This is a genomic window from Aeromonas sp. Marseille-Q5825, assembly GCF_946892685.1.
GTDB lineage: Bacteria > Pseudomonadota > Gammaproteobacteria > Enterobacterales > Aeromonadaceae > Aeromonas > Aeromonas rivipollensis.
Window position 1 is genome coordinate 47,989 of sequence record NZ_CAMPOU010000008.1, and the last position, 19,078, is coordinate 67,066.

The window sequence follows — 19,078 nt, forward strand, 5'->3', positions numbered from 1 at the left end:
GAACAAAGCCGCTCCCTGTGAGCGGCTTTTTGCTGGCTAGCGCAGGCCCCCGAAGGTGCGGCGCCATTCACTCGGCGACACCCCGAAGCGGGTGCGAAAATGCTGGCGCAGTATGGCTGCCGTCCTCAATCCCACCAGTTCGGCGATGCGATCCATGGAGTGGGAGCTCGTCTCCAGCAACTCCTGGCTGCGCCTGAGGCGCTCGGCCAGCAACCACTCCCCGACGGAGAGACCGGTGGCTCGCTGGAAGCGACGGGTGAAGGTGCGGCGGCTCATCAGGCAGTGCTCTGCCAATGTGTCCAGGTTGTGAGGCTCGGCCAGGTGCATGCGCAGGTGGTCGAACAGCTGGTTGATCCTGGCATCCCGGGTGGAGGCGGGCACCGGCTGCTCGATGAACTGGGCCTGGCCCCCTTCCCGATGGGGCGGCACCACCAGGCGCCTGGCCAGCTTGTTGGCGATGCGGCTGCCATGGTGCTCGCGCACCAGGTAGAGGCAGCAGTCCAGCCCGGCGGCGGTGCCGGCCGAGGTGATGAGGCCCTCATCGTCCACGTAAAGGGCATTGGTATCTAGCCGCACGGCGGGAAAGCGGCCCATGAAGTCCTGCTCGAACTCCCAGTGGGTCGAGGCCCTGCGTCCCTCCAGCAGACCGGCATAGGCCAGCACATAGGTGCCCAGACATAGCCCCACTATCTGGGCCCCCCTGTGTCGGGCGGCAACCAAAGCATCGAGCAGGGGCTGGGCCGGTCGCTCGGCCGGATCGCGCCAGAAGGGGATGATGACGATGTCAGCCCCTACCAACCCCTCCAGCCCGTGGCTGGCGTCGATGCGAAAGCCCTGGGCGGAACCGGGCTGGCGGGTGGCGTCGCCGGCGCAGAGTCTGAGTTCGAACAGTGAGGCGCCTGGCATCATGGTGTCGCCGAAGATGAGGCAGGGCACTGCGCAGTGAAAGGGGCTGAAGTGATCGAAGGTGATGACGGCGACGATGATGGGATTGGGCATGTTGGCAGACTCCTTTGCACTCGGATCCCCATGATAAGGGGCGGCAACAGAAAGCCGAAGGGCCATGTGGCGGCATGGCCCTCTCTCATCAGAGGACGATGGACTCGCCATCCTCGGGTACCAGCACCCGCGTTGCCATCCCCTGTTTGCCGATGTAGTCGCGCAGCTCGTGCCGTGTCAGCAGGGCATGATTGACCGCCTCCATGTGGCTGGCGATCAGGGTGGCCTGTGGCGCTGCCTGATACACGGCGGCGACATCCTCCTTGCCCATGATGATGGAACCCAGCCCCGGCACCTGGGCATCGCCGCAGTTGAGGATGACGACCTCGGGCTGGTGCCGTTGCAGCGCCTGTTCAACCTGGGCGTTCCAGACGGTGTCGCCCGCCAGATAGAGGGTCTTCTCTGCGGGATGGGAGAAGACCACCCCAGATACCTCACCCAGCCGCTCGGCCAACACCGCCATGACCTGATCGTTGCCGTGCTGCCCCTCGGTCTGGTGCAACCGGATCCCGGCAAACTCGGCCTGCTCGCTCAGCAGGCGCACATCCTTGAAGCCGCTGGCGCTTATAGTGTCGGCATCTTTCTGGTGTTGCACAAACAGCGGGAGATGCTTGGGCAGCAGTTGCTGCGCGGCAGGGTCCCAGTGGTCCAGGTGATCGTGGGTGACTATCACCGCATCCACATCGAGGATCTCAGTCATGGGCAGGGGCAGCTCGACCAGCGGATTGCGCAGCTGGCTGTTGGCCGTTCCCTCAAACCCCGGGAGGCAGCCCTTGGCAGACAACATGGGATCGATCAGGAAGCGGGTGCCGGCGTAGTGGATGAGCAGGGTGGCATTGCGAACCTGGGTAACTTGCATGGTGTGCTCCGGTCTCTGGTGGGGGGACGCAGCCAGTATGGCGCGGAGGGCATCAGGGGATGAGTGGACCGCGGGCCTATTACCATATCAATCGGGCCAAAATGAGTTTTGACGGGTGGCCAAAAATTTCTTTTCATTTTTTCCCTTGAAAGGAAAAAGTGAGCCCCTATATAGGTAACAAGGCCGGAACGCTCGACAGAGGTTTCGACCAGGCGCCCGTCCATCAGGAGGGCAAACAATCCGTTATCGCTCACAAGAGGGTAATACTATGCGTTCTATCGACTTTTCTCCGCTCTATCGTTCTGCCATTGGTTTCGATCGTCTGGCCAATCTCATCGAATCTGCGGCCAGCAATGGCAATGCCGGTTATCCCCCCTACAACATCGAGCAACTGGGTGACAACGACTACCGCATCAGCATGGCGGTGGCGGGCTTTACCCAGGAAGAGCTGGAGCTGAGCTTCCAGGAAAATCTGCTGACGGTGAAGGGCAACAAGCAGGCTGACACCGAGCGCCACTATCTCTATCAGGGCATAGCCGAGCGCGGCTTCGAGCGTCGCTTCCAGCTGGCCGACTATGTGCGGGTGAAAGGGGCCGATCTCAAGAATGGCCTGCTGCACATCGATCTGGCCCGTGAAGTGCCCGAGGCGATGAAACCCCGCAAGATCGAGATCAACGGCTGATAGCCTGAACTCTCAGTGTTTTTACCTGCTTTCCGGGTGCCGATGACGGGCCTGTGGAGAGTCAAACCTGTTGCTTATTAGAAGGATAGGATTATGCGTAACCTCGATTTTTCTCACCTCTCTTCCAATGCCGTCGGCTTCGAGCGGATGGCCCGCGAGCTGGAAGGCCTGTTCGACCAGAAGGCGGCGGCTTATCCCCCTTACAACATCGAGAAGCGGGAGCATGACGGCTACCGCATCACGGTCGCCGTGGCTGGCTTCGAGCGTGAAGAGCTGGAGCTGGAGACCGAAAACGGCACCCTCAAGGTGAAGGGGCGCAAGGCCGCAGCGGCCGGTGAGCGTCAGTTCCTCCACCAGGGAATTGCCGAGCGTGACTTCGAGCTCGCCTTCAAGCTGAGCCAGCACGTAGAGGTACAGGGGGCCAGACTGGAGCATGGTCTGCTGACCATAGATCTCGCCCGCGAATTGCCGGAGGCACTCAAACCCCGCGCCATCCCCATCGGCAAACCCGATCAACTGGCGCTGCCGAGCTAAGCCGGGAATGTCAGGCCGGGGTGCCTGACGCCAGAGACGAGAAAGGCCTGCGATCGCAGGCCTTTCTTTTTATTTGCAGGCAAGTCAGCTGCCGCGGTAAATGGCGTTGATCTCGTCCGCCAGTATGGCGATGCCGCGCCGCACCAGCTCCTCGCTCTGGGAGTAGTTGAGGCGGATGCACTCCTGGCTGTGGCGCCACTGTGGGTCGTCGATACCGGGGAAGAAGTAGTGACCCGGCACTATCAGCAGGTTCTTCGCCTTCAGCCGCTCGTAGAGCTCCTGGCAGTGGATCGGCAGGCCTTCGAACCAGAGCCAGAGGAAGAGGGCACCTTCCGGCTTGTGGATGTGGAAGCGCGGATCAGGGATCGCTTCTCGCAGCAGTTGCACTGCGAGGTCGGCCTTCTGCTTGTAGAAGGGTTTCACCACCTGTTCGCTCAGGGCGATGATCTCGCCGCTCTCTATCATGGGGATGGTGATGGCGGGCCCCAGGCTGCCCGGCGCCAGGTTGATGATGCCGCTCAGGTTGGTGATGGCCTGGATGATCTTCTCGTCGGCGATAACGATGCCGCAGCGGGTGCCCGGCAGGCCCAGCTTGGAGAGGCTCATGCAGAGTATGGTGTTGGCATTCCAGAACGGCTTGGCCTCGCTGAAGATGATGCCGGGGAAGGGCACACCATAGGCGTTGTCGAGCAGCAGCGGGATCCCCTTGTCGCGGGCGATCTGATCCAGGTGCTCTATCTCTTCATCGGTCAGCACGTTGCCTGTGGGGTTGGTGGGGCGAGAGACGCAGATCACTCCGATGTCGTCGCCTACCTCCAGACTCTCGAAATCCACATGGTATTTGAACTGGCCGTCGGACAGCTTCTCTATGGTGGGCTTGTAGGCGACGAAGTGATCATCCGCCAGGGCCGAGTCCGCATAGCCGATATATTCGGGGGCCAGGGGGAAGAGCACCTTCTTCTTGCGGCCATCGGCGAACTCGCCGGCCAGCAGGTTGAACAGGTAGAAGAAGGCATTCTGGCTGCCGTTGGTCAGGGCTATGTTGCGGGCCGAGATGTCCCAGCCCAGCTCTCTCTTGAGCAGGGCGGCCAGCGCCTTGGTGAACCTGTCCTTGCCTTGCGGGCCATCGTAGTTGGCCATGGCCTTGATCAGCTCGCCATTGTCGAGCAGCTGCTTGGCCTCGGTCTGAAAGCGTTCCAGCATGGCGGGGATGGGGGCCGGATTGCCGCCTCCGAGCATGATGGCGTCCGGATTGAGCAGCCCCTGATTGAGGTCATCCATGAGTTGGGTAATACCGGCGTGGCGAGTGAACTTCTCGCCGAACAAGGAGAATTCCATTCGGTGACAGATCCAGAGTCAGTTACGGGGGAGCTAGCACCATAGCTCAGTTTAAAAGCGGGTGTCGATCAAAATCATGGGACGTTCCACGTGGAACGGGCCCCGGAAATTGGATGTGGTAAAAATTACCACTTATGGGTTTCAAAATAACCAGCAAGATGGGCAACAAAGCCTCAAATGGCGTCAGATTTCATTTTATTTAAACAAAATCAATTGTTTATATAGTTGGCACGACTATTGGAATAACTCTCTGGTCATCTCAACCATACCGGAGCAAGCCAGATGAAGACCCTGATCGCGACCCTGATACTGAGCAGCCTGAGCCTGAACGTCATGGCCAACGACAACCCCAGGCCCGAGCTGGATAGCGCCAAGCTGGCGCAGGAAATGCGTACCCAGCAGCAGCAGGCATCCCATGCCGTGGTACTGGATGCCATCCACAACCTCCAGCCATTGGCACTGGATACCCTGGTGGTGGAGGTCAGCCCCGCCGTGGCGACTCACCCCGAGAGTTGAGGTGACGCAGGGGCGTCTGCCCCGAGTGCTGTTTGAAGAAGCTGATGAAGGCGCTGTCGCTGGAGAACTCCAGGGAAGCGGCAATCCGGCTGATGGGTTCGCTTTCTGCCAGCAACTCCATGGCTCGCAGCAGTCGCCACTGCTGGCGCCAGGCCTGATAGTTCATGCCGGTCTCCCTCATGAAGATGCGACCTATGGTCTTGTCACTGGCACCCACCTCCTCGGCCAGCCGGTTGAGCCGAGGGGGCAGGGTGTCGCCCCGCTTTATCTTCTTCAGCCAGGCCGCCAGTCGCGGATCTGACGGCAACGGCAACTGCCAGGACTCCCGGGGTGCCTGCTCCAACTCCTCCATAAAGAGCGCCAGCGTCCGCTGCTGCTCCTCTTGTGGCTGGTCCCATGGCCAGAGCGCCATCCGTTCGATCAGTGCCTGCAGCAGCGGATTGACCGCCAGCACCGCCATTGTGGTCGGCAACTCGCGGTGCGGGGTGAAGTAGAGGGAGCGATAGGCCACCACACCGCGCATCAAGATCCTGTGGGGCGTGCCCGCCGGCAGCCAGGCCGCTCGCGTCGGCGGGAGCAGGCAAACCCTGTCCACCAGCTCCATGGTCATGCAGCCGGATTGGGCGAACAGCAGCTGGTGGCGCTGGTGCCTGTGCAGGCCGGAGTCATGCCAGCCCAGCGCGGAGGCGATGCCGATCACGCTGCCAGCGTGGCTGTCCGGGTCGAAAGGGTGATCGGGAAGAATAAAGGCCATGTGTCCGATTTTTGATGTATATAGTCCTGCTTATTGTAATGGGACATTCCCCCTCTCTCTAGAATGACGACCTCTTGTGAAGGAGGTTTGTCATGCACAACAAGTTGCCACCGCGCTGGCTGGTGGTGGGATTGATGATGTTTCCCCAGATGGTTGAGACCATCTACAGCCCGGTATTGACCCAGATTGCCAGCCAGTTTGGGGTGAGCGAGGGGCAGGCATCCCAGACCCTGTCGGTCTATTTTCTGGCGTTTGCGGTGGGCGTGGTCTGCTGGGGTCGGCTCTGCGATCTCGTCGGGCGGCGTCCCGCCATGCTGGCGGGCTTGTTCACCTACGGGGTCGGCACCCTGCTGGCGCTGCTGGCCAGTGAGTTCGAGACCCTGCTGCTGGCCAGGGTCGTCTCGGCCTTCGGCGCCGCCGTGGGATCAGTGGTGACCCAGACCATGCTGCGCGACAGCTATCAGGGGGGCGAGCTGGTGCGGGTCTTCTCGGTGATGGGCATAGCGCTTTCCCTCAGCCCCGTGCTGGGGCTGGTGAGCGGCGGCCTGCTTGCCGAGCAGTTTGGCTATCTCGGGGTCTTCAGCGGCTTGCTGGTGCTGGCGGCAGTGTTGCTGCTGGTGGCCGGTCGGTGGCTGCCGGAAACCCGTCCGGCCAGCACACAGCGAGTCGCACTCTGGCCGCTGGCAGGCAAGATGGCCAGGGATGGCGGGCTCTGGCGCAGCGCAGCCCTGGTCGCCCTGTTCAACTGCATGCTGTTTGGCTACTACAGCCTGGCTCCCTTCCTGTTTGACGGGCTGGGATTGAGGGTGAGCGACTTTGGTTACTCCGGGGTCTTGCTGGCGCTGGCGACCCTGCTCGGCAGCCTGCTCAACAAGCAGCTGCTGGGGAGGGGGTGGTTGCCGTCATCCCTGATCAGGCTGGCCTGTGCACTGGCGCTGGTTTGCGGGCTGCTGGTCTGGACGAGTCAGTCCTCGCTCTGGTTCCTGCTGCCCATGATGGGAATAGTGGTGGCCTATGGGGTGGCTATCCCCAATGTGTTGAGTGAGGCCTTGCAGGCCTACAGGGCGGTGGCGGGCAGCGCCGGTGCCCTGTTCGGGCTGGCCTATTACCTGCTGCTCAGCCTGGGATTGGCGGTGGCAGCCAGCTTGCAGGATCTGGGGCTGCTGCTCGCCGGCTGCGGTCTGCTGGCGCTGCTCTGCAGCGGGCGCCGTTCCACGTGAAACATCGGCTACCGATGAAGCGGTAGCCGATGTCGGGTACGGTGTTTCGAACTGGGTGGGCTGCTTGTTGCTGCTTCAACTGCCAATGAAGCGGTAGCCGATATCGGGTACGGTGTTTCGATCGGGATGGGCTGCTTGTGACTGTTTCAACTGCCGATGAAGCGGTAGCCGATGCCGGATTCGGTTTCTATCAGGCTGGGCTGCTGGGGGTTATCTCCCAGCTTCTTGCGCAGGCTGGCGATGACGATGCGCAGGTAGTGGGTATCCTCCTTGTGGCTGGGCCCCCAGATGTCGTTGAGCAGCTGGGTCTGCAGTACCAGCTTGCCGGGGTGGCACACCAGGGCCTGCAGCAGGGCGAACTCCTTGCGGGAGAGGGGGATCTCCTCATCCCCCATGGTGACCTTGTGGCTGCCGGTATCCAGGCTCAGGCCGCACTGGGGGAAGTGACGGCATTCGCCGCTGCTGACCCCGGCACGCTGGCGCAGCAGCACCCGGATGCGGGCCATCATCTCCCCTATGCCGAACGGCTTGCTCATGTAGTCGTTGGCCCCGGCATCCAGCAGCCGCACCTTCTCCTGCTCCGAATCCCGAGCCGACAGCACCAGCACAGGGTTGGGGTGGTGTTCGCGGATGGCCTGCAAGATCTGGATGCCGTCCCCGTCCGGCAGGCCGAGATCCAGGATCACCAGATCGGGGTTGAGGTGGCGGTACTGCGCCAGCCCTTCGTTGACGCCCACCGCCTCGCTCACCTGGTGCCCCTCGGCGACCAGGCTGATCCGCAGAAAGCGGCGAATGGCCGCTTCATCATCTATGACCAGGATATGGGCCATCTAGCCTCCAGAGGCGAGTGTTGGGGGGCTGGGGACGGCTGACCCCAGGAACCCGGAATGTGCGCATCATACCTCGGGTGAGTTGAGGGAGAGCGGCAGTGAGATACGCATGCAGGTGCCGTTGCCGTTGGGGCCGGCAAACGCCCAGATGCGACCACCGTGGGCTTCTATCATAGCGCGGGAAATGGCGAGGCCAAGTCCGGTGCCGCGACTGCCGCAATCACCTACCGGCTGGGTATAGAACAGATTGAAGATCTTGTCCCGATCCGACTCGGCGATGCCGACCCCTATGTCGATGATGTCGATGATGAGGTCAGGGTCCGCCAGCATCACCTTGAACTCTATGGGGGTGCCGGCCGGCGAGTAGCGGGAGGCATTGTCGAGGATGTTGACCAGCACCTGCTCGATCAGGGCGCCGTGCACATAGAGCTGGGGGATCTGCTGATCGAAGTGGATCAGCAGCTTGTGCTGGCGCCAGGAGGAGTCCAGCCGCTTGCGGGCACTATCCACCAGATCGGCCAGATCGACCCACTCCCGCTTCAGCTGGAAGTCCGGGGAGCCGATGCGGGTCATGTCCAGCAGGTTCTGCACATAGCTGTGCAGGCGGCGCGCCTCCTCCTGCACCGAGTGGAGCAGCTCGCTGCGATCCTCGGCACTGATCCTGTCACCGTACTCCTGCAGTGTGCTGCCGGCCCCCATGATGGTGGCGAGCGGGGTTTTCAGGTCGTGAGAGACAGACGAGAGCAGGGCGGCGCGCATCCGATCCGTCTCCGCCTGCAGCTGGCTGTCGGCCAGCCGCTCGTTGAGATCGATCCGGGCCAGGGCGGCGCGGATGTCGGTGAGCAGGGCCTGCAACTGGTGTTCGGCGGAGGAGGCGAGCGGGCTGGCCAGCCGAATCCCCAGCACCAGTTCGTCGGTGAGGTGGTGGTATTGGGCCTCGGCGGCATTGAGGGTAGCGGTGTGGGCCCCGGCGCTCTGCTTCTGGGCCAGGCACCAGTCGATGGCGGCCTTGTCGGTCTGGCCCGGTCCCCGCACCTCGTCTCCGGCTCTGTACTGGTACTCCTCATCCAGGGCGAACACGGGCTGCCCCAAGGCCAGTGAGATGGCTTGGGTACCCTGCCTGAGTACCTCCACCGGGCTGCTGGCGGTGGCCAGCCCCTGGCTCAGGGACAGCAGGGCGTTGCCAAGCTGCTGGGTCTCGCGCAAGCCCACCAACTGCTGGCGCTGGCGGGAGGCGAGCCGCCCTGCCGTCATGCCGACGATGAGCAGCACGAACAGGGTGAGCAGGTCGCTGTGGCTGGCCACGCTCAGGGAGAAGTAGGGGGCGGTGAACAGCAGATTGTGCGCGACGAACCCCAGCACGGCGGCCAGGATGGCGGGCACCAGGCTGGTGGTGAGGGCAGTGGCGAGAACCCCCAGCACGAACAGCAGCGGCAGGGAGGCGGGCGGCAGCCAGTGGGAGAGCCCCCAGGCGCTGGCTGAGGTCACCGCCATGATGGCGATGGCCAGCAGGCTCTGGCGAATGTCTTTGGGGTGGAGTGGTTGCAGCCTCAGTCCTGGCTTGCTCTTCTCCGTATCCACCAGCGTGATCTCGAATCCCTGTGCCTGTTTCAGCAGGTGCTGCACCAGGGAGCGGCGCCAGGGCGGGTTGTGGGGCTTGCCGAGCAACAGTTGCGAGACCTGCTGCTGTTCGGCCGTCTCCAGCAGGGCATCGGCGACCGCCGGGCTGGACAGGGTCAGCACCTTGGCGCCGAGGTGAGAGGCCAGCGCCAGCGCCTGCTCCAGCTCAGGGGATCGCTGCCCCTTGCTGTCGATGTGCACCACCAGCCAGGGCAGCTGGCGGCGCTGGGCGAAGCGGTGGCCGTAGCGCACCAGGGCCGAGCCGTGCTGATCCCCGAGGCAGACCATCAGCTTGCCCCGCAGCGGCAGCGTGGTCTTGCCCGCCGCCTGCCACTGCAGTTGCAGATCCCCCTCCACGTGGCTGGCGGCAGTCTGCATCGCCAGCTCCCGCAGGGCGGTCAGGTTGTTGAGGGAGAAGAAGGATTGCAGGGCGGCCTTGGCCTGATGGGGCACATAGACCTTGCCCTCCTTGAGCCGGCCGAGCAGCTCCTTGGGGGGCAGGTCTATGAGGACTATGCTGTCCGCCTCCAGCAGCACCTGATCGGGCAGGGTCTCCTTGACCCTGACCCCGGTCAGTTGCCACACCAGATCGTTGAGGCTCTCCAGGTGCTGCACGTTGAGGGTGGAGTAGACGTCTATGCCGGCGCCGAGCAGTTCCTCCACATCCTGCCAGCGTTTCTCGTGGCGGCTGCCGGGGGCATTGGTGTGGGCCAGCTCATCCACCACTACGATGGCGGGCTTGCGTTCGAGCAAGCCATCCAGGTCCATCTCCTCCAGCCGTTGCTGGCGGTGGTGATGGAGCTTGCGTGGCTGGATGGCGAGCTTGTCGAGCAGCGCCAGGGTTTCCTGGCGCCCATGGGTCTCGACCACGCCGATGAGAATGTCGACCCCTTCCTTGGCCTGTTCCCGTACCGCCTGCAACATGGCGTAGGTCTTGCCTACGCCGGGGGCGGCGCCGAGGAAGACCTTCAGCTTGCCCTTGTGTTCCTCTTCCAGGCTGGCCAGCAAGGCGTCGGCCCGAACCTCATCACGCATTCCCGTGCTCCTGCTCCAGGCTTGCCAGCAGGGCAACCGTTTTTACTTCATTACGCATCATCATCCTTATGGAGCAACCACCGGCTCGGTTCGAAAATCTGGGTCGCCCTCCAACTCGGGTCAGCCTGGCGCGCCATCATGCGTCCTTGTGCTGATCGAGCAACAGATTCAACTGGAGGATGTTGACCACCTGGGGGCCAAGGATACCAGCTTGTGTGGACGACTTGACCTGCTCCGTCAGGGAAGCGGGATCCAGCCCGCGTTGCTTGGCGACGCGATCTACCTGAGCCAGCACGGCATCCAGGGGCAGGTGGGGATCCAGGCCCGAACCTGAGCGGGTCAGCATGGCGGGGGACTGGTAATTACCCTGGGCCTTGGCAAATTCGCTGCGCAGGGGGGAACTCACCCCCAGGTTGCTGGCGCCACTGCCTATGGTGGTGAAGTCGCTGGCGGAGGGGCGGGAGTGGAAGTACTCCGCCCGTTCGAACTTCTGCGCCAGCAGGGCGCTGCCGACCAGTTGCTGCTTGGCATCGGTCAGCTGGCTGCCGTTGGCCTGCCAGGGGAAAAACAGCTGGGCCAGCCCGGTGACGGCCAGGGGGTAGCCGACACCCAGCAGCAGGGTCAGGGTCAGCAGGGTTCTGATTGCTATCATGATTCTCTTGCTCCAAAGGGTATTGAGGGGGATGCGGGTTGGCCCGCATCCCAGCCAGTCAGTTGCACCAGACCGAGGCCGGTGATGACCGGGTCGCTCGGCTTGATGCTGATTCATCGGGGCACCAGCAGGCCATGGGTGTCATGGGTCCGGCTGGTGGCATCCCTGTTCCTTACACCAGACCGAGGCCGGTGATGACCGGGTCGCTCGGGTTGATGCCGATTAATCGGGGCACCAGCAGGCCATGGACGTCATGGATCAGGCTGGTGGCATCTCTGCTCCTTACACCAGCCCCAGGCCTGTGATGACCAGATCGATCAGCTTGATGCCGATGAAAGGCACTATCAGGCCACCGAGACCATAGATCAGCAGGTTGCGGCGCAGCAGGCTGGCGGCTGAGCCCTTCACGTTGACCCCCCGCAGTGCCAGCGGCACCAGCGCCACTATGATCAGGGCGTTGAAGATGATGGCCGACAGTATGGCGCTCTCTGGACTGCCGAGTTGCATCAGGTTCAGCGCCCCCAGCTGCGGGTAGGCGGCGATGAAGAGGGCCGGCAGTATGGCGAAATACTTGGCCACGTCGTTGGCGATGGAGAAGGTGGTCAGGGCACCCCGGGTGACCAGCAACTGCTTGCCCACCAGCACCACATCCAGCAGCTTGGTGGGGTTGGAGTCCAGATCCACCAGGTTGCCCGCCTCCTTGGCGGCCTGGGTGCCTTCGTTCATGGCCAGACCCACGTCCGCCTGGGCCAGGGCCGGTGCGTCGTTGGCACCGTCACCGCACATGGCGACCATGCGGCCATCGGCCTGCTCCTGGCGGATATAGGCCAGCTTCTTCTCCGGGGTCGCCTCGGCGATGAAGTCATCCACCCCGGCCTCGGCGGCGATGGCGGCGGCGGTCAGCGGGTTGTCCCCGGTGATCATCACTGTGCGGATCCCCATGTGGCGCAGGATCTGGAAGCGGGCCTTGATGCCTGGCTTGATGATGTCCTTGAGGTACACCACCCCCAGCAACTGCTCGTGGGTACAGACCAGCAGCGGGGTGCCGCCCTGGCGGGCTATGTTGTCGACCGCCTTCAGAATGAGCTCGGGCACTCCCTTGCGATCGAGGGAGAGGTAGTTGAGCACAGCGTCCACGGCCCCCTTGCGATATTGATGACCGTTGCGATCCAGACCGCTCAGGCGGGTCTCGGCGCTGAAGGGGATCACCTTGTCGCTCTCGAGCTGGCTCGGCTTGGCCATGCTCTTGCCGGCCAGGGTCAGGATGGACTTGCCCTCGGGCGTGTTGTCGCCGAGGGAGGCCAGCATGGCGGCCTGGGCCAGCAGGGAGGGATCGACCCCGGGGGCCGGGATCAGTTCGTCAGCCATGCGGTTGCCGAAGGTGATGGTGCCTGTCTTGTCGAGCAGCAGGGTGCGCACGTCACCGGCGGCCTCCACTGCACGACCCGACTTGGCGATCACGTTCAGCTTCACCAGCCGGTCCATGCCGGCGATGCCGATGGCGGAGAGCAGGCCCCCTATGGTGGTCGGGATCAGGGTGATGAAGAGGGCAAGCAGGTAGAGGCGCGGTACCTGGGTGCCGTTGTAGTCGAGGAACCAGGGCAGGGTGGCGACCACCAGCAGGAAGATCAGGGTCAGACCCACCAGCAGGGCATCGAGCGCCATCTCGTTGGGCGTCTTCTGGCGCTTGGCCCCCTCGACCAGCGCTATCATCCTGTCGAGCGTGCTCTCCCCGGGATTGTTGGTCACGCGGACCCAGATCTCGTCGGAGACCACAGTGGTGTTGCCGGTCACGCCGCTGCGGTCGGTGCCGGACTCGCGGATGACGGGGGCGGATTCCCCCGTGATGGCGGCCTCGTTGACGGAGGCGATACCGGCAATGACTTCACCGTCGGCCGGTATCATCTCGCCGCTGCGCACCAGCACCAGATCCCCTTTTTGCAGGCTGGTGGCCGGGATCCACTCGCCCTGGCCATCTTTCGGATCCCGCACCTTGCGTGCCTGAAGCTGGCTCATGCCCGCCTTCAGGCTGTCGGCCCGCGCCTTGCCGCGGCCTTCTGCCAGGGTTTCGGCGAAGTTGGCAAACCACAGGGTCAGCCACAACCAGGCCGTCAGCTGCCAGGCCAGGCTGGGGGTGACTCCCGACAGGGGTTGACCCAGCAGGGACTCCACGGTCGCCATCACGGCGGCCAGCCAGAGGGTGAACAGTATGGGGCTGCCAAACAGCGCCCTGGGGTTGAAGCGATAGAAGGCTTCGATCATGGCCTGCACGACTTGTGAGGTCTGTTTCTTGCCCTTGCCCTTCACCTTTTCGGTGCGGGCAGGGATGGAGATGGACTTGCTCATTTGAATGCTCCCAGCATCAGATGTTCGACCATTGGCATCGGTAAGGTGACTGACATGGACAGGGTCATCAGAGTGCTCCCAGTATCAGGAGGTGCTCGGCGACGGGGCCCAGCGCCAGTACCGGCAGGAAGGAGAGACCGCCTATCAGCAGCACAGTGATGATCAACAAGGTGATGAACAGCGGGCCGCGGATGGGGAAGTCACCCTCGCCGGCATCCTGTTGCGAGGCGCGCGAGAGCTGACCGGCGATGGCCAGCACCGGAATGATGTAGCCGAAGCGACCGAGCAGCATGGCCAGACCTATGGCGATGCACTGCCAGTTGTCCGCGGCGGCGAAGCCCCCGAAGGCCGAGCCGTTGTTGCCAGCGGCCGAGGCGTAGGCATAGATGAGGCGTGACAGGCCGTGCGGACCGTCGTGACCCATGATGGTGGCGGCATCCGGCATCAGCAGCGTTACCCCGCCGATCACCAGAACCCCGACCGGCATCACCAGCATGCTGGCGACCACCCATTTCATCTCGGTGATCCCGAGGCGCTTGCCGAGATAGGTCGGCGTGCGCCCGACCATCAGGCCGCACAGGAACACGGTCAGCAGCACGAACAGCATCATGCCGTAGATACCGGCACCCACGCCGCCGAAGATGACTTCACCGAGCAGCATGTTGATCATGCCGACCATGCCACCCAGCGGGGTGAAGCTGTCGTGCATGGCGTTGACAGAGCCGTTGGAGGCTGAGGTGGTCGCCACTTCCCAGATGCTGGAGAGCACGGGGCCGAAGCGGCTCTCCTTGCCTTCCCAGTTGCCTGCCTGGGTGGTGAGCTGGGCGAGCGCCGGATCCGGTTGCAACTCCTGATAGACGGAGAGGCCGAGCCCCAGCACGAACAGCAGTGTCATGGCAGAGAGGATGGCGCGGCCGTGGCCGGAATCCTTCACGTAACGGCCCAGGGTACAGACCAGGGCGGCGGGAATGGTCAGCAGGGTGACCATCTCCAGCCAGTTGGAGAGGGCGGTCGGGTTCTCGAACGGGTGGGCCGAGTTGACGCCGAAGAAGCCGCCACCGTTGGAGCCGAGCTGCTTGATGGCGATCTGCGAGGCGGCAGGGCCGAGCGGCAACAGCTGCTCCTGGCCTTCCAGGGCATGGAACGGCAGATAGGCCGACAGACTCTGGGGAACCCCTTGCCAGACCAGCAGCAGCGCCATGATCAACGCCATGGGCAGCAGCACGTAGAGGCAGAAGCGCACCAGATCCTGCCAGAAGTTGCCAAGGTGTATGGTCTGCTGGCGGGAGAGACCGCGGAACAGCGCGACGGCGACTGTGGCACCTGTGGCGGCGGAGACGAAGTTCTGGGTGGTGAGCCCCACCATCTGGCTGAAGTAGGAGAGGCTGGCCTCACCGGAATAGGCTTGCCAGTTGGTGTTGGTCATGAAGCTGACGGCGGTGTTGAAGGCGAGTTGCCAGCTCAGGCCCGGCAGTTGTTGCGGGTTGAGGGGCAGCAGGCCCTGGGCCATCAGGATCAGGAACAGCAGACCGAAACCGGCACCGTTGAAGGCCAGCAGGCTGAGGGCGTAGGACTTCCAGTCCTGCTCCCGTCCATCCGTGCCACAGCAGGCCAGGGTGGCGCGCTCGACCGGCGCGAGCCAGCGACTCTTGCCCTCGAACACGCGATACATATAGCTGCCGAGCAGGGGGGCCGGCAGCAGCACCAGCAGCACGAAGGCCACCGGATAGATTATTTCTTGCCACATGTTCTAGTTCCTCACTCGTGACTACGCGTGAGTGCGCGCATCAGGTAACCCATCAGGGCGAGGACCAGCAGCAGATATAGCCAATTCATAACGACTCCGTTGAGATAATTAGCGTCGAGAGTCGATGCAAATCCATATCGACTCCGTTGGTGTCATTGACGCTGAAAGGGTATGTAAAACGGGCGTAAAGGCGCCATAAAGGGGCATCTGGGGAGCGTAAAATCGGCGTAAAGAAGGCCGCTTTCAGAGGGAATTGAGCGGGGAGGAGATCAAAAAACCCGGCCTGGGCCGGGTTTGGAGAGCGAGGGTTATGCTGTTGCCGAAGCTGACCAACCAGCTTCAGATGCACTTATCGCATGGTCACAAACTCTTCCGCGCTGGTGGGGTGGGAGGGAGAACGCGGTTGTCGGCTTGACCCCGGTGTTCCGAACGCAGTTGTTGAAGTTGGCCTGATAATGACAGGCCAGCTTCAGATGCACTTATCGCATGGTAACGAATTCTTCTGCACTGGTGGGGTGAATGGCGACGCAGTTGTCGAAGTCCGCCTTGGTGGCCCCCATCTTCATGGCGACGCCGAAGCCTTGCAGTATCTCGTCCATCGCAAAGCCGATGCCGTGCAGGCCGACCACCTTCTCCTCGGGGCCAACGCAGACCAGCTTCATCCGGGTGGGTTGGCGGTGCTGGGTCAGGGCCGAATACATGGCGGTGAACTGGCTGCGATAGACCTTGACCTGGCTCTCGCCATACTCGGCGATGGCTTCCGGCTCGGTCAGTCCTATGGTGCCTATGGGCGGGTGGCTGAACACCACGGTCGGCACCAGATCGTAGTTGAGGTGCTCGTTGGGCTTGTTGTTGAACAGCCGCTCCGAGAGGCGACGACCGGCCGCGACGGCCACTGGGGTGAGCTGGATGCGCCCGGTGTTGTCACCCACCGCATAGAGGTTGGCGACGGCGGTATTCTGGAACTTGTCGGTCGGGATGAAGCCCTGCTCGTCCAGGGTGATGCCTGTGGCGGCCAGGTTGAGGTTGTCGGTGGCGGGCACGCGGCCTATGGCCCAGATCAGGCAGTCCACCGTGAGGTGACGGCCATCTTCCAGTTGCAGTGTCAGGCTGTCGTCGGCGTTCTTGACCACGGCCTTGGGCACGGCGTGGGTGTGCAGCTTGGGCCCTTCCTGCGCCATGATCTCCACCAGGGTCTCGTGGATCATGGGGTCGAAGTTGCGCAGCGGCGCGTGCTTGCGCACCACCAGGTGGGTCTCTGAGCCGAGGGCCTGCATCACGCCGGCGATCTCGACCGCGATATAGCCGGCGCCGACCACGGCGACCCGTCTTGGTTGGGCTTGCAGATCGAAGAAGCCGTCGGAGTCGATGCCGAGTTCGGCGCCCGGTATGGTCGGGACTTCGGGGCGGCCGCCGGTGGCGATCAGTATGTGATCGGCGCTGTACTGCTCGCCATCAACCTCGATAGTGTTGCTGCTGACGAAACGGGCGAAGCCCTTGATGACGGTGATCTGGTTCTTGCCCAGCACGTTCTCGTAGGACTTGTGGATGCGGCCAATATAGGCCTGACGGGACTCGACCAGCTTGGCCCAGCTGAAGTGATTGAGGGTGGTGTCGAAGCCGTAGTCGGCCCCGTATCTCAGGGCATCGGCGATCTGGCCGGCATACCACATGGCCTTCTTCGGCACGCAGCCGACGTTGACGCAGGTACCCCCCAGCTCTTTGGCTTCAATCAGGGCGACTTTTTTGCCGTACATGGCAGCCCGGTTGGCCGAGGCGATGCCGCCGCTGCCGCCGCCGATGGCGATATAGTCAAAATGCTGTGCCATTGCGAGGTTCTCCGCTCGTTAAGAATGCAATCACAGCATGATGGGGACAAAGTGGCCGGCTCACAAGAGCCGGAGCTCAGTTCTGCCGGATCGGCAGACGGATATGGAACTGGGCACCCTGGCCCGGTTCGCTGGCGCAATGGATGCGGCCACGGAGCAGTTGCACCACCAGGTTGTAGATGATGTGGGTGCCGAGCCCGCTGCCACCCTGGCCCCGCTTGGAGGTGACGAAGGGATCGAAGATGCGCGGCAGTATCTCGGGGGGGATGCCGCGACCGTTGTCACTGTAATCGATGACGAGTTCGTCACCCTGCTGCTCCACCCTGATGGTGATCTTCTTGGGCCTGTCCCAGCCGTCGAAACCGTGATGGATGGAGTTGAGGATCAGATTGGAATAGATCTGGGTGAAGCTGCCGGGGAAGGAGTAGATGGCCAGCTTGGGATCGCACTGGATGTCGACCTCGCACTGGGCCTTCTTCAGCTTGTAGCCGAGGGAGACCACCACCTGATGCAGGTTGTCGGCGAGGCTGAAGTTGTAGCGCGCCTCGGACGACTGATCCACCGCCACCTGCTTGAAGCTGGCGATGAGCTCGGAGGCCCGCCTCAGGTTGCCCTGCAGCAGTTGCATCGACTCGTCGAGGTTCTGGGTGAACTCGTTGAGATAGGAGCGCGACAGCTGCTTGGCCTCGAGGTGCTGCTTGAAGTCGGCCACCCGCTCCTGCAGATAGGAGGAGGCCGTGACGCTGATGCCGATGGGGGTGTTGATCTCGTGGGCCACGCCGGCCACCAGGGAACCCAGGGAGGCCATCTTCTCCGACTCCACCAGGGTCTGCTGGGCCTGTTTCAGATCGTCATAGGCCTTGCCCAGCTGGTCGTTGGCATCGCTCAGGCTGCGGGTACGCTCCGCCACCTTGCCTTCCAGCTGTTCGTTGAACAGTATGATTTCCCGCTCCACCTTCTTGAGGGGGGTGATGTCATAACCGAAGCCAATCAGATACTTGAGATTCGGCCCCTCGTAGAAGGGGGCGAAGGTCCACTGCAGGACGAGTTCGCTGCCCTGCTGGTCATGCATGGTGATCTCCCTGTCCTCGAGGGAGCCCTGATCCGCCAGGGTGGCTGCCAGCTCGGCCCGCTGCTCCTCGCTGACAAACAGATCCAGCCAGTTGTGCTGCAGCAGCTCCTCGTGGTGGTAGCCGGTGAGCAGTATGGCGGCCGGGTTGATGCTGGCGATGTTGAGATCCGGCTCCATGCAGCAGATGACCATGTTGGCTGAGTTGATCAGGGTGGCGGAGAAATCCCGCTCCTGCTGGAGCTGATCCGCCGCCTGATGGCGGGCGTTGAACTCGTCGTTCAATCGGGTGCGCATCTGGTTGAGGGTGGCGGCCAGTGCATCGAACTCGTCCGGGTGTTTGCGGGGCAGGGGACGCCCCTCCAGGGTCAGCTCCACCGCCAGCCGATCCAGACTCAGTTTCTGGGCGTAGCTGACGATGCGGTTGATATGACGGATCACCAGGTAATAGATGATGACCAGGATGCAGAGCGAGACGACCAGGGTCTTGATGGTCTGGCTGACTAGGATCAGCACCGATTTTTCGATGAGGCGCTGGTAGACCTGATCCAGGGTGGCGGCAACGAACAGCTTGCCGACCACCTCTCCCTGATAGGTGAGGCTGAATTCGCGGGAGATGTCGTATTGCGCCTGTTCCACCCCCTGGGTCAGCAGCGGCACTTCCGAGTTGCCCAGCATCTCCTTGACCATGACGAACTGCATATTGGGCAGGTTCATGATGCCTTCGATCTGCACCTTGACCTGCTCTTCATCCAGGTTCCACAGGCTGGCGGAGATGGGTTGCAGGAAGGAGGCCTCGATCTGGTCGATGCTCGCCTCTATGACGGTGACGTCCTTGTTGTAATCCCAGGCGAGCTGCAACACAGTGATGACCAGCGCCAGCACTGTGCTGCAGATCAGAATGTAGGAAAGCAGACGATAAGAGAGTCCGTTAAGGCCTATGGCCCTGGAGAAGATTCCTGACATGGCATCCTTGCGGTCTGGATTGCGAACGGCCTAGTTTAACTGCTTCATGGACTCATGTCGTGTGCCATCAAATGGATAAAAA

At 62.7% G+C, this 19,078-nt stretch carries 15 protein-coding genes; 4 read left to right on the top strand and 11 right to left on the bottom strand.

Going from position 1 to position 19,078, the window contains the following annotated elements; all coding sequences use genetic code 11:
• Positions 1–36: 36 nt before the first annotated feature.
• Together OC537_RS19895 and OC537_RS19900 are read right to left on the bottom strand one after the other, a co-directional pair.
• Positions 37–999 carry a helix-turn-helix domain-containing protein gene (locus OC537_RS19895; protein ID WP_262113870.1) on the bottom strand — a complete coding sequence of 321 codons (963 nt, stop codon included), beginning with the start codon at positions 997–999 and terminating at the stop codon, positions 37–39.
• Positions 1,000–1,087: 88 nt separating this feature from the next.
• Complete coding sequence (locus tag OC537_RS19900) at positions 1,088–1,858, bottom strand: MBL fold metallo-hydrolase (protein ID WP_262113871.1); 771 nt, start codon at positions 1,856–1,858, stop codon at positions 1,088–1,090.
• Positions 1,859–2,126: 268 nt separating this feature from the next.
• Between OC537_RS19900 and OC537_RS19905 the strand changes: the two genes are divergently transcribed.
• Both OC537_RS19905 and OC537_RS19910 read left to right on the top strand, forming a co-directional pair.
• A complete protein-coding gene (locus tag OC537_RS19905; protein WP_025325189.1) occupies positions 2,127–2,540 on the top strand; it encodes an Hsp20 family protein in 414 nt (137 codons plus the stop codon).
• Between the two features lie 93 nt (positions 2,541–2,633).
• Positions 2,634–3,074 (top strand): Hsp20 family protein, encoded by a 441-nt coding sequence (locus OC537_RS19910; protein WP_025325190.1) that lies wholly within the window; start codon positions 2,634–2,636, stop codon positions 3,072–3,074.
• A gap of 84 nt (positions 3,075–3,158) precedes the next feature.
• Here the strand turns inward: OC537_RS19910 and OC537_RS19915 are convergent, their stop codons facing one another.
• On the bottom strand, positions 3,159–4,412 hold the full coding sequence (locus OC537_RS19915; RefSeq protein WP_262113873.1) for a valine--pyruvate transaminase: 1,254 nt from the start codon (positions 4,410–4,412) through the stop codon (positions 3,159–3,161).
• A 282-nt stretch (positions 4,413–4,694) separates the two neighbouring features.
• On the opposite strand from OC537_RS19915, the gene OC537_RS19920 reads away from it, so the two are divergent.
• A complete protein-coding gene (locus tag OC537_RS19920) occupies positions 4,695–4,928 on the top strand; it encodes a hypothetical protein (RefSeq protein WP_106885369.1) in 234 nt (77 codons plus the stop codon).
• Here OC537_RS19920 and OC537_RS19925 read toward each other — a convergent pair.
• Positions 4,894–5,682, bottom strand: coding sequence for an AraC family transcriptional regulator (locus tag OC537_RS19925; RefSeq protein ID WP_262113876.1), 789 nt, complete (start codon positions 5,680–5,682; stop codon positions 4,894–4,896). The genes OC537_RS19920 and OC537_RS19925 overlap by 35 nt on opposite strands.
• 92 nt (positions 5,683–5,774) lie before the next feature.
• Here OC537_RS19925 and OC537_RS19930 point away from each other — a divergent pair, with 92 nt between their 5' ends.
• The gene (locus OC537_RS19930; protein ID WP_262113877.1) at positions 5,775–6,902 is read left to right on the top strand and encodes a multidrug effflux MFS transporter; all 1,128 of its coding nucleotides are present in this window, start codon (positions 5,775–5,777) and stop codon (positions 6,900–6,902) included.
• A gap of 146 nt (positions 6,903–7,048) precedes the next feature.
• On the opposite strand, the gene OC537_RS19935 is transcribed toward OC537_RS19930, so the two are convergent.
• The 7 genes from OC537_RS19935 to OC537_RS19965 all read right to left on the bottom strand — a co-directional run bounded on the left by OC537_RS19935 (position 7,049) and on the right by OC537_RS19965 (position 18,996).
• Positions 7,049–7,732, bottom strand: a complete 684-nt coding sequence (locus OC537_RS19935; RefSeq protein WP_106885366.1) for a response regulator — start codon at positions 7,730–7,732, stop codon at positions 7,049–7,051.
• 66 nt (positions 7,733–7,798) lie between these two features.
• Positions 7,799–10,387, bottom strand: coding sequence for a sensor histidine kinase (locus OC537_RS19940; protein ID WP_262113880.1), 2,589 nt, complete (start codon positions 10,385–10,387; stop codon positions 7,799–7,801).
• Between the two features lie 136 nt (positions 10,388–10,523).
• Positions 10,524–11,039, bottom strand: coding sequence for a potassium-transporting ATPase subunit C (locus OC537_RS19945; RefSeq protein ID WP_005326326.1), 516 nt, complete (start codon positions 11,037–11,039; stop codon positions 10,524–10,526).
• Between the two features lie 282 nt (positions 11,040–11,321).
• A complete protein-coding gene (kdpB, locus tag OC537_RS19950; protein WP_111911385.1) occupies positions 11,322–13,385 on the bottom strand; it encodes a potassium-transporting ATPase subunit KdpB in 2,064 nt (687 codons plus the stop codon).
• A gap of 67 nt (positions 13,386–13,452) precedes the next feature.
• Positions 13,453–15,132 (bottom strand): potassium-transporting ATPase subunit KdpA, encoded by a 1,680-nt coding sequence (kdpA, locus tag OC537_RS19955; RefSeq protein WP_171275139.1) that lies wholly within the window; start codon positions 15,130–15,132, stop codon positions 13,453–13,455.
• Positions 15,133–15,611: 479 nt separating this feature from the next.
• Complete coding sequence (gorA, locus tag OC537_RS19960) at positions 15,612–16,961, bottom strand: glutathione-disulfide reductase (RefSeq protein ID WP_025325200.1); 1,350 nt, start codon at positions 16,959–16,961, stop codon at positions 15,612–15,614.
• 76 nt (positions 16,962–17,037) lie between these two features.
• Positions 17,038–18,996: an ATP-binding protein gene (locus tag OC537_RS19965; protein WP_111911397.1), complete on the bottom strand. Its 1,959-nt coding sequence runs from the start codon at positions 18,994–18,996 to the stop codon at positions 17,038–17,040.
• Positions 18,997–19,078 lie beyond the last annotated feature (82 nt).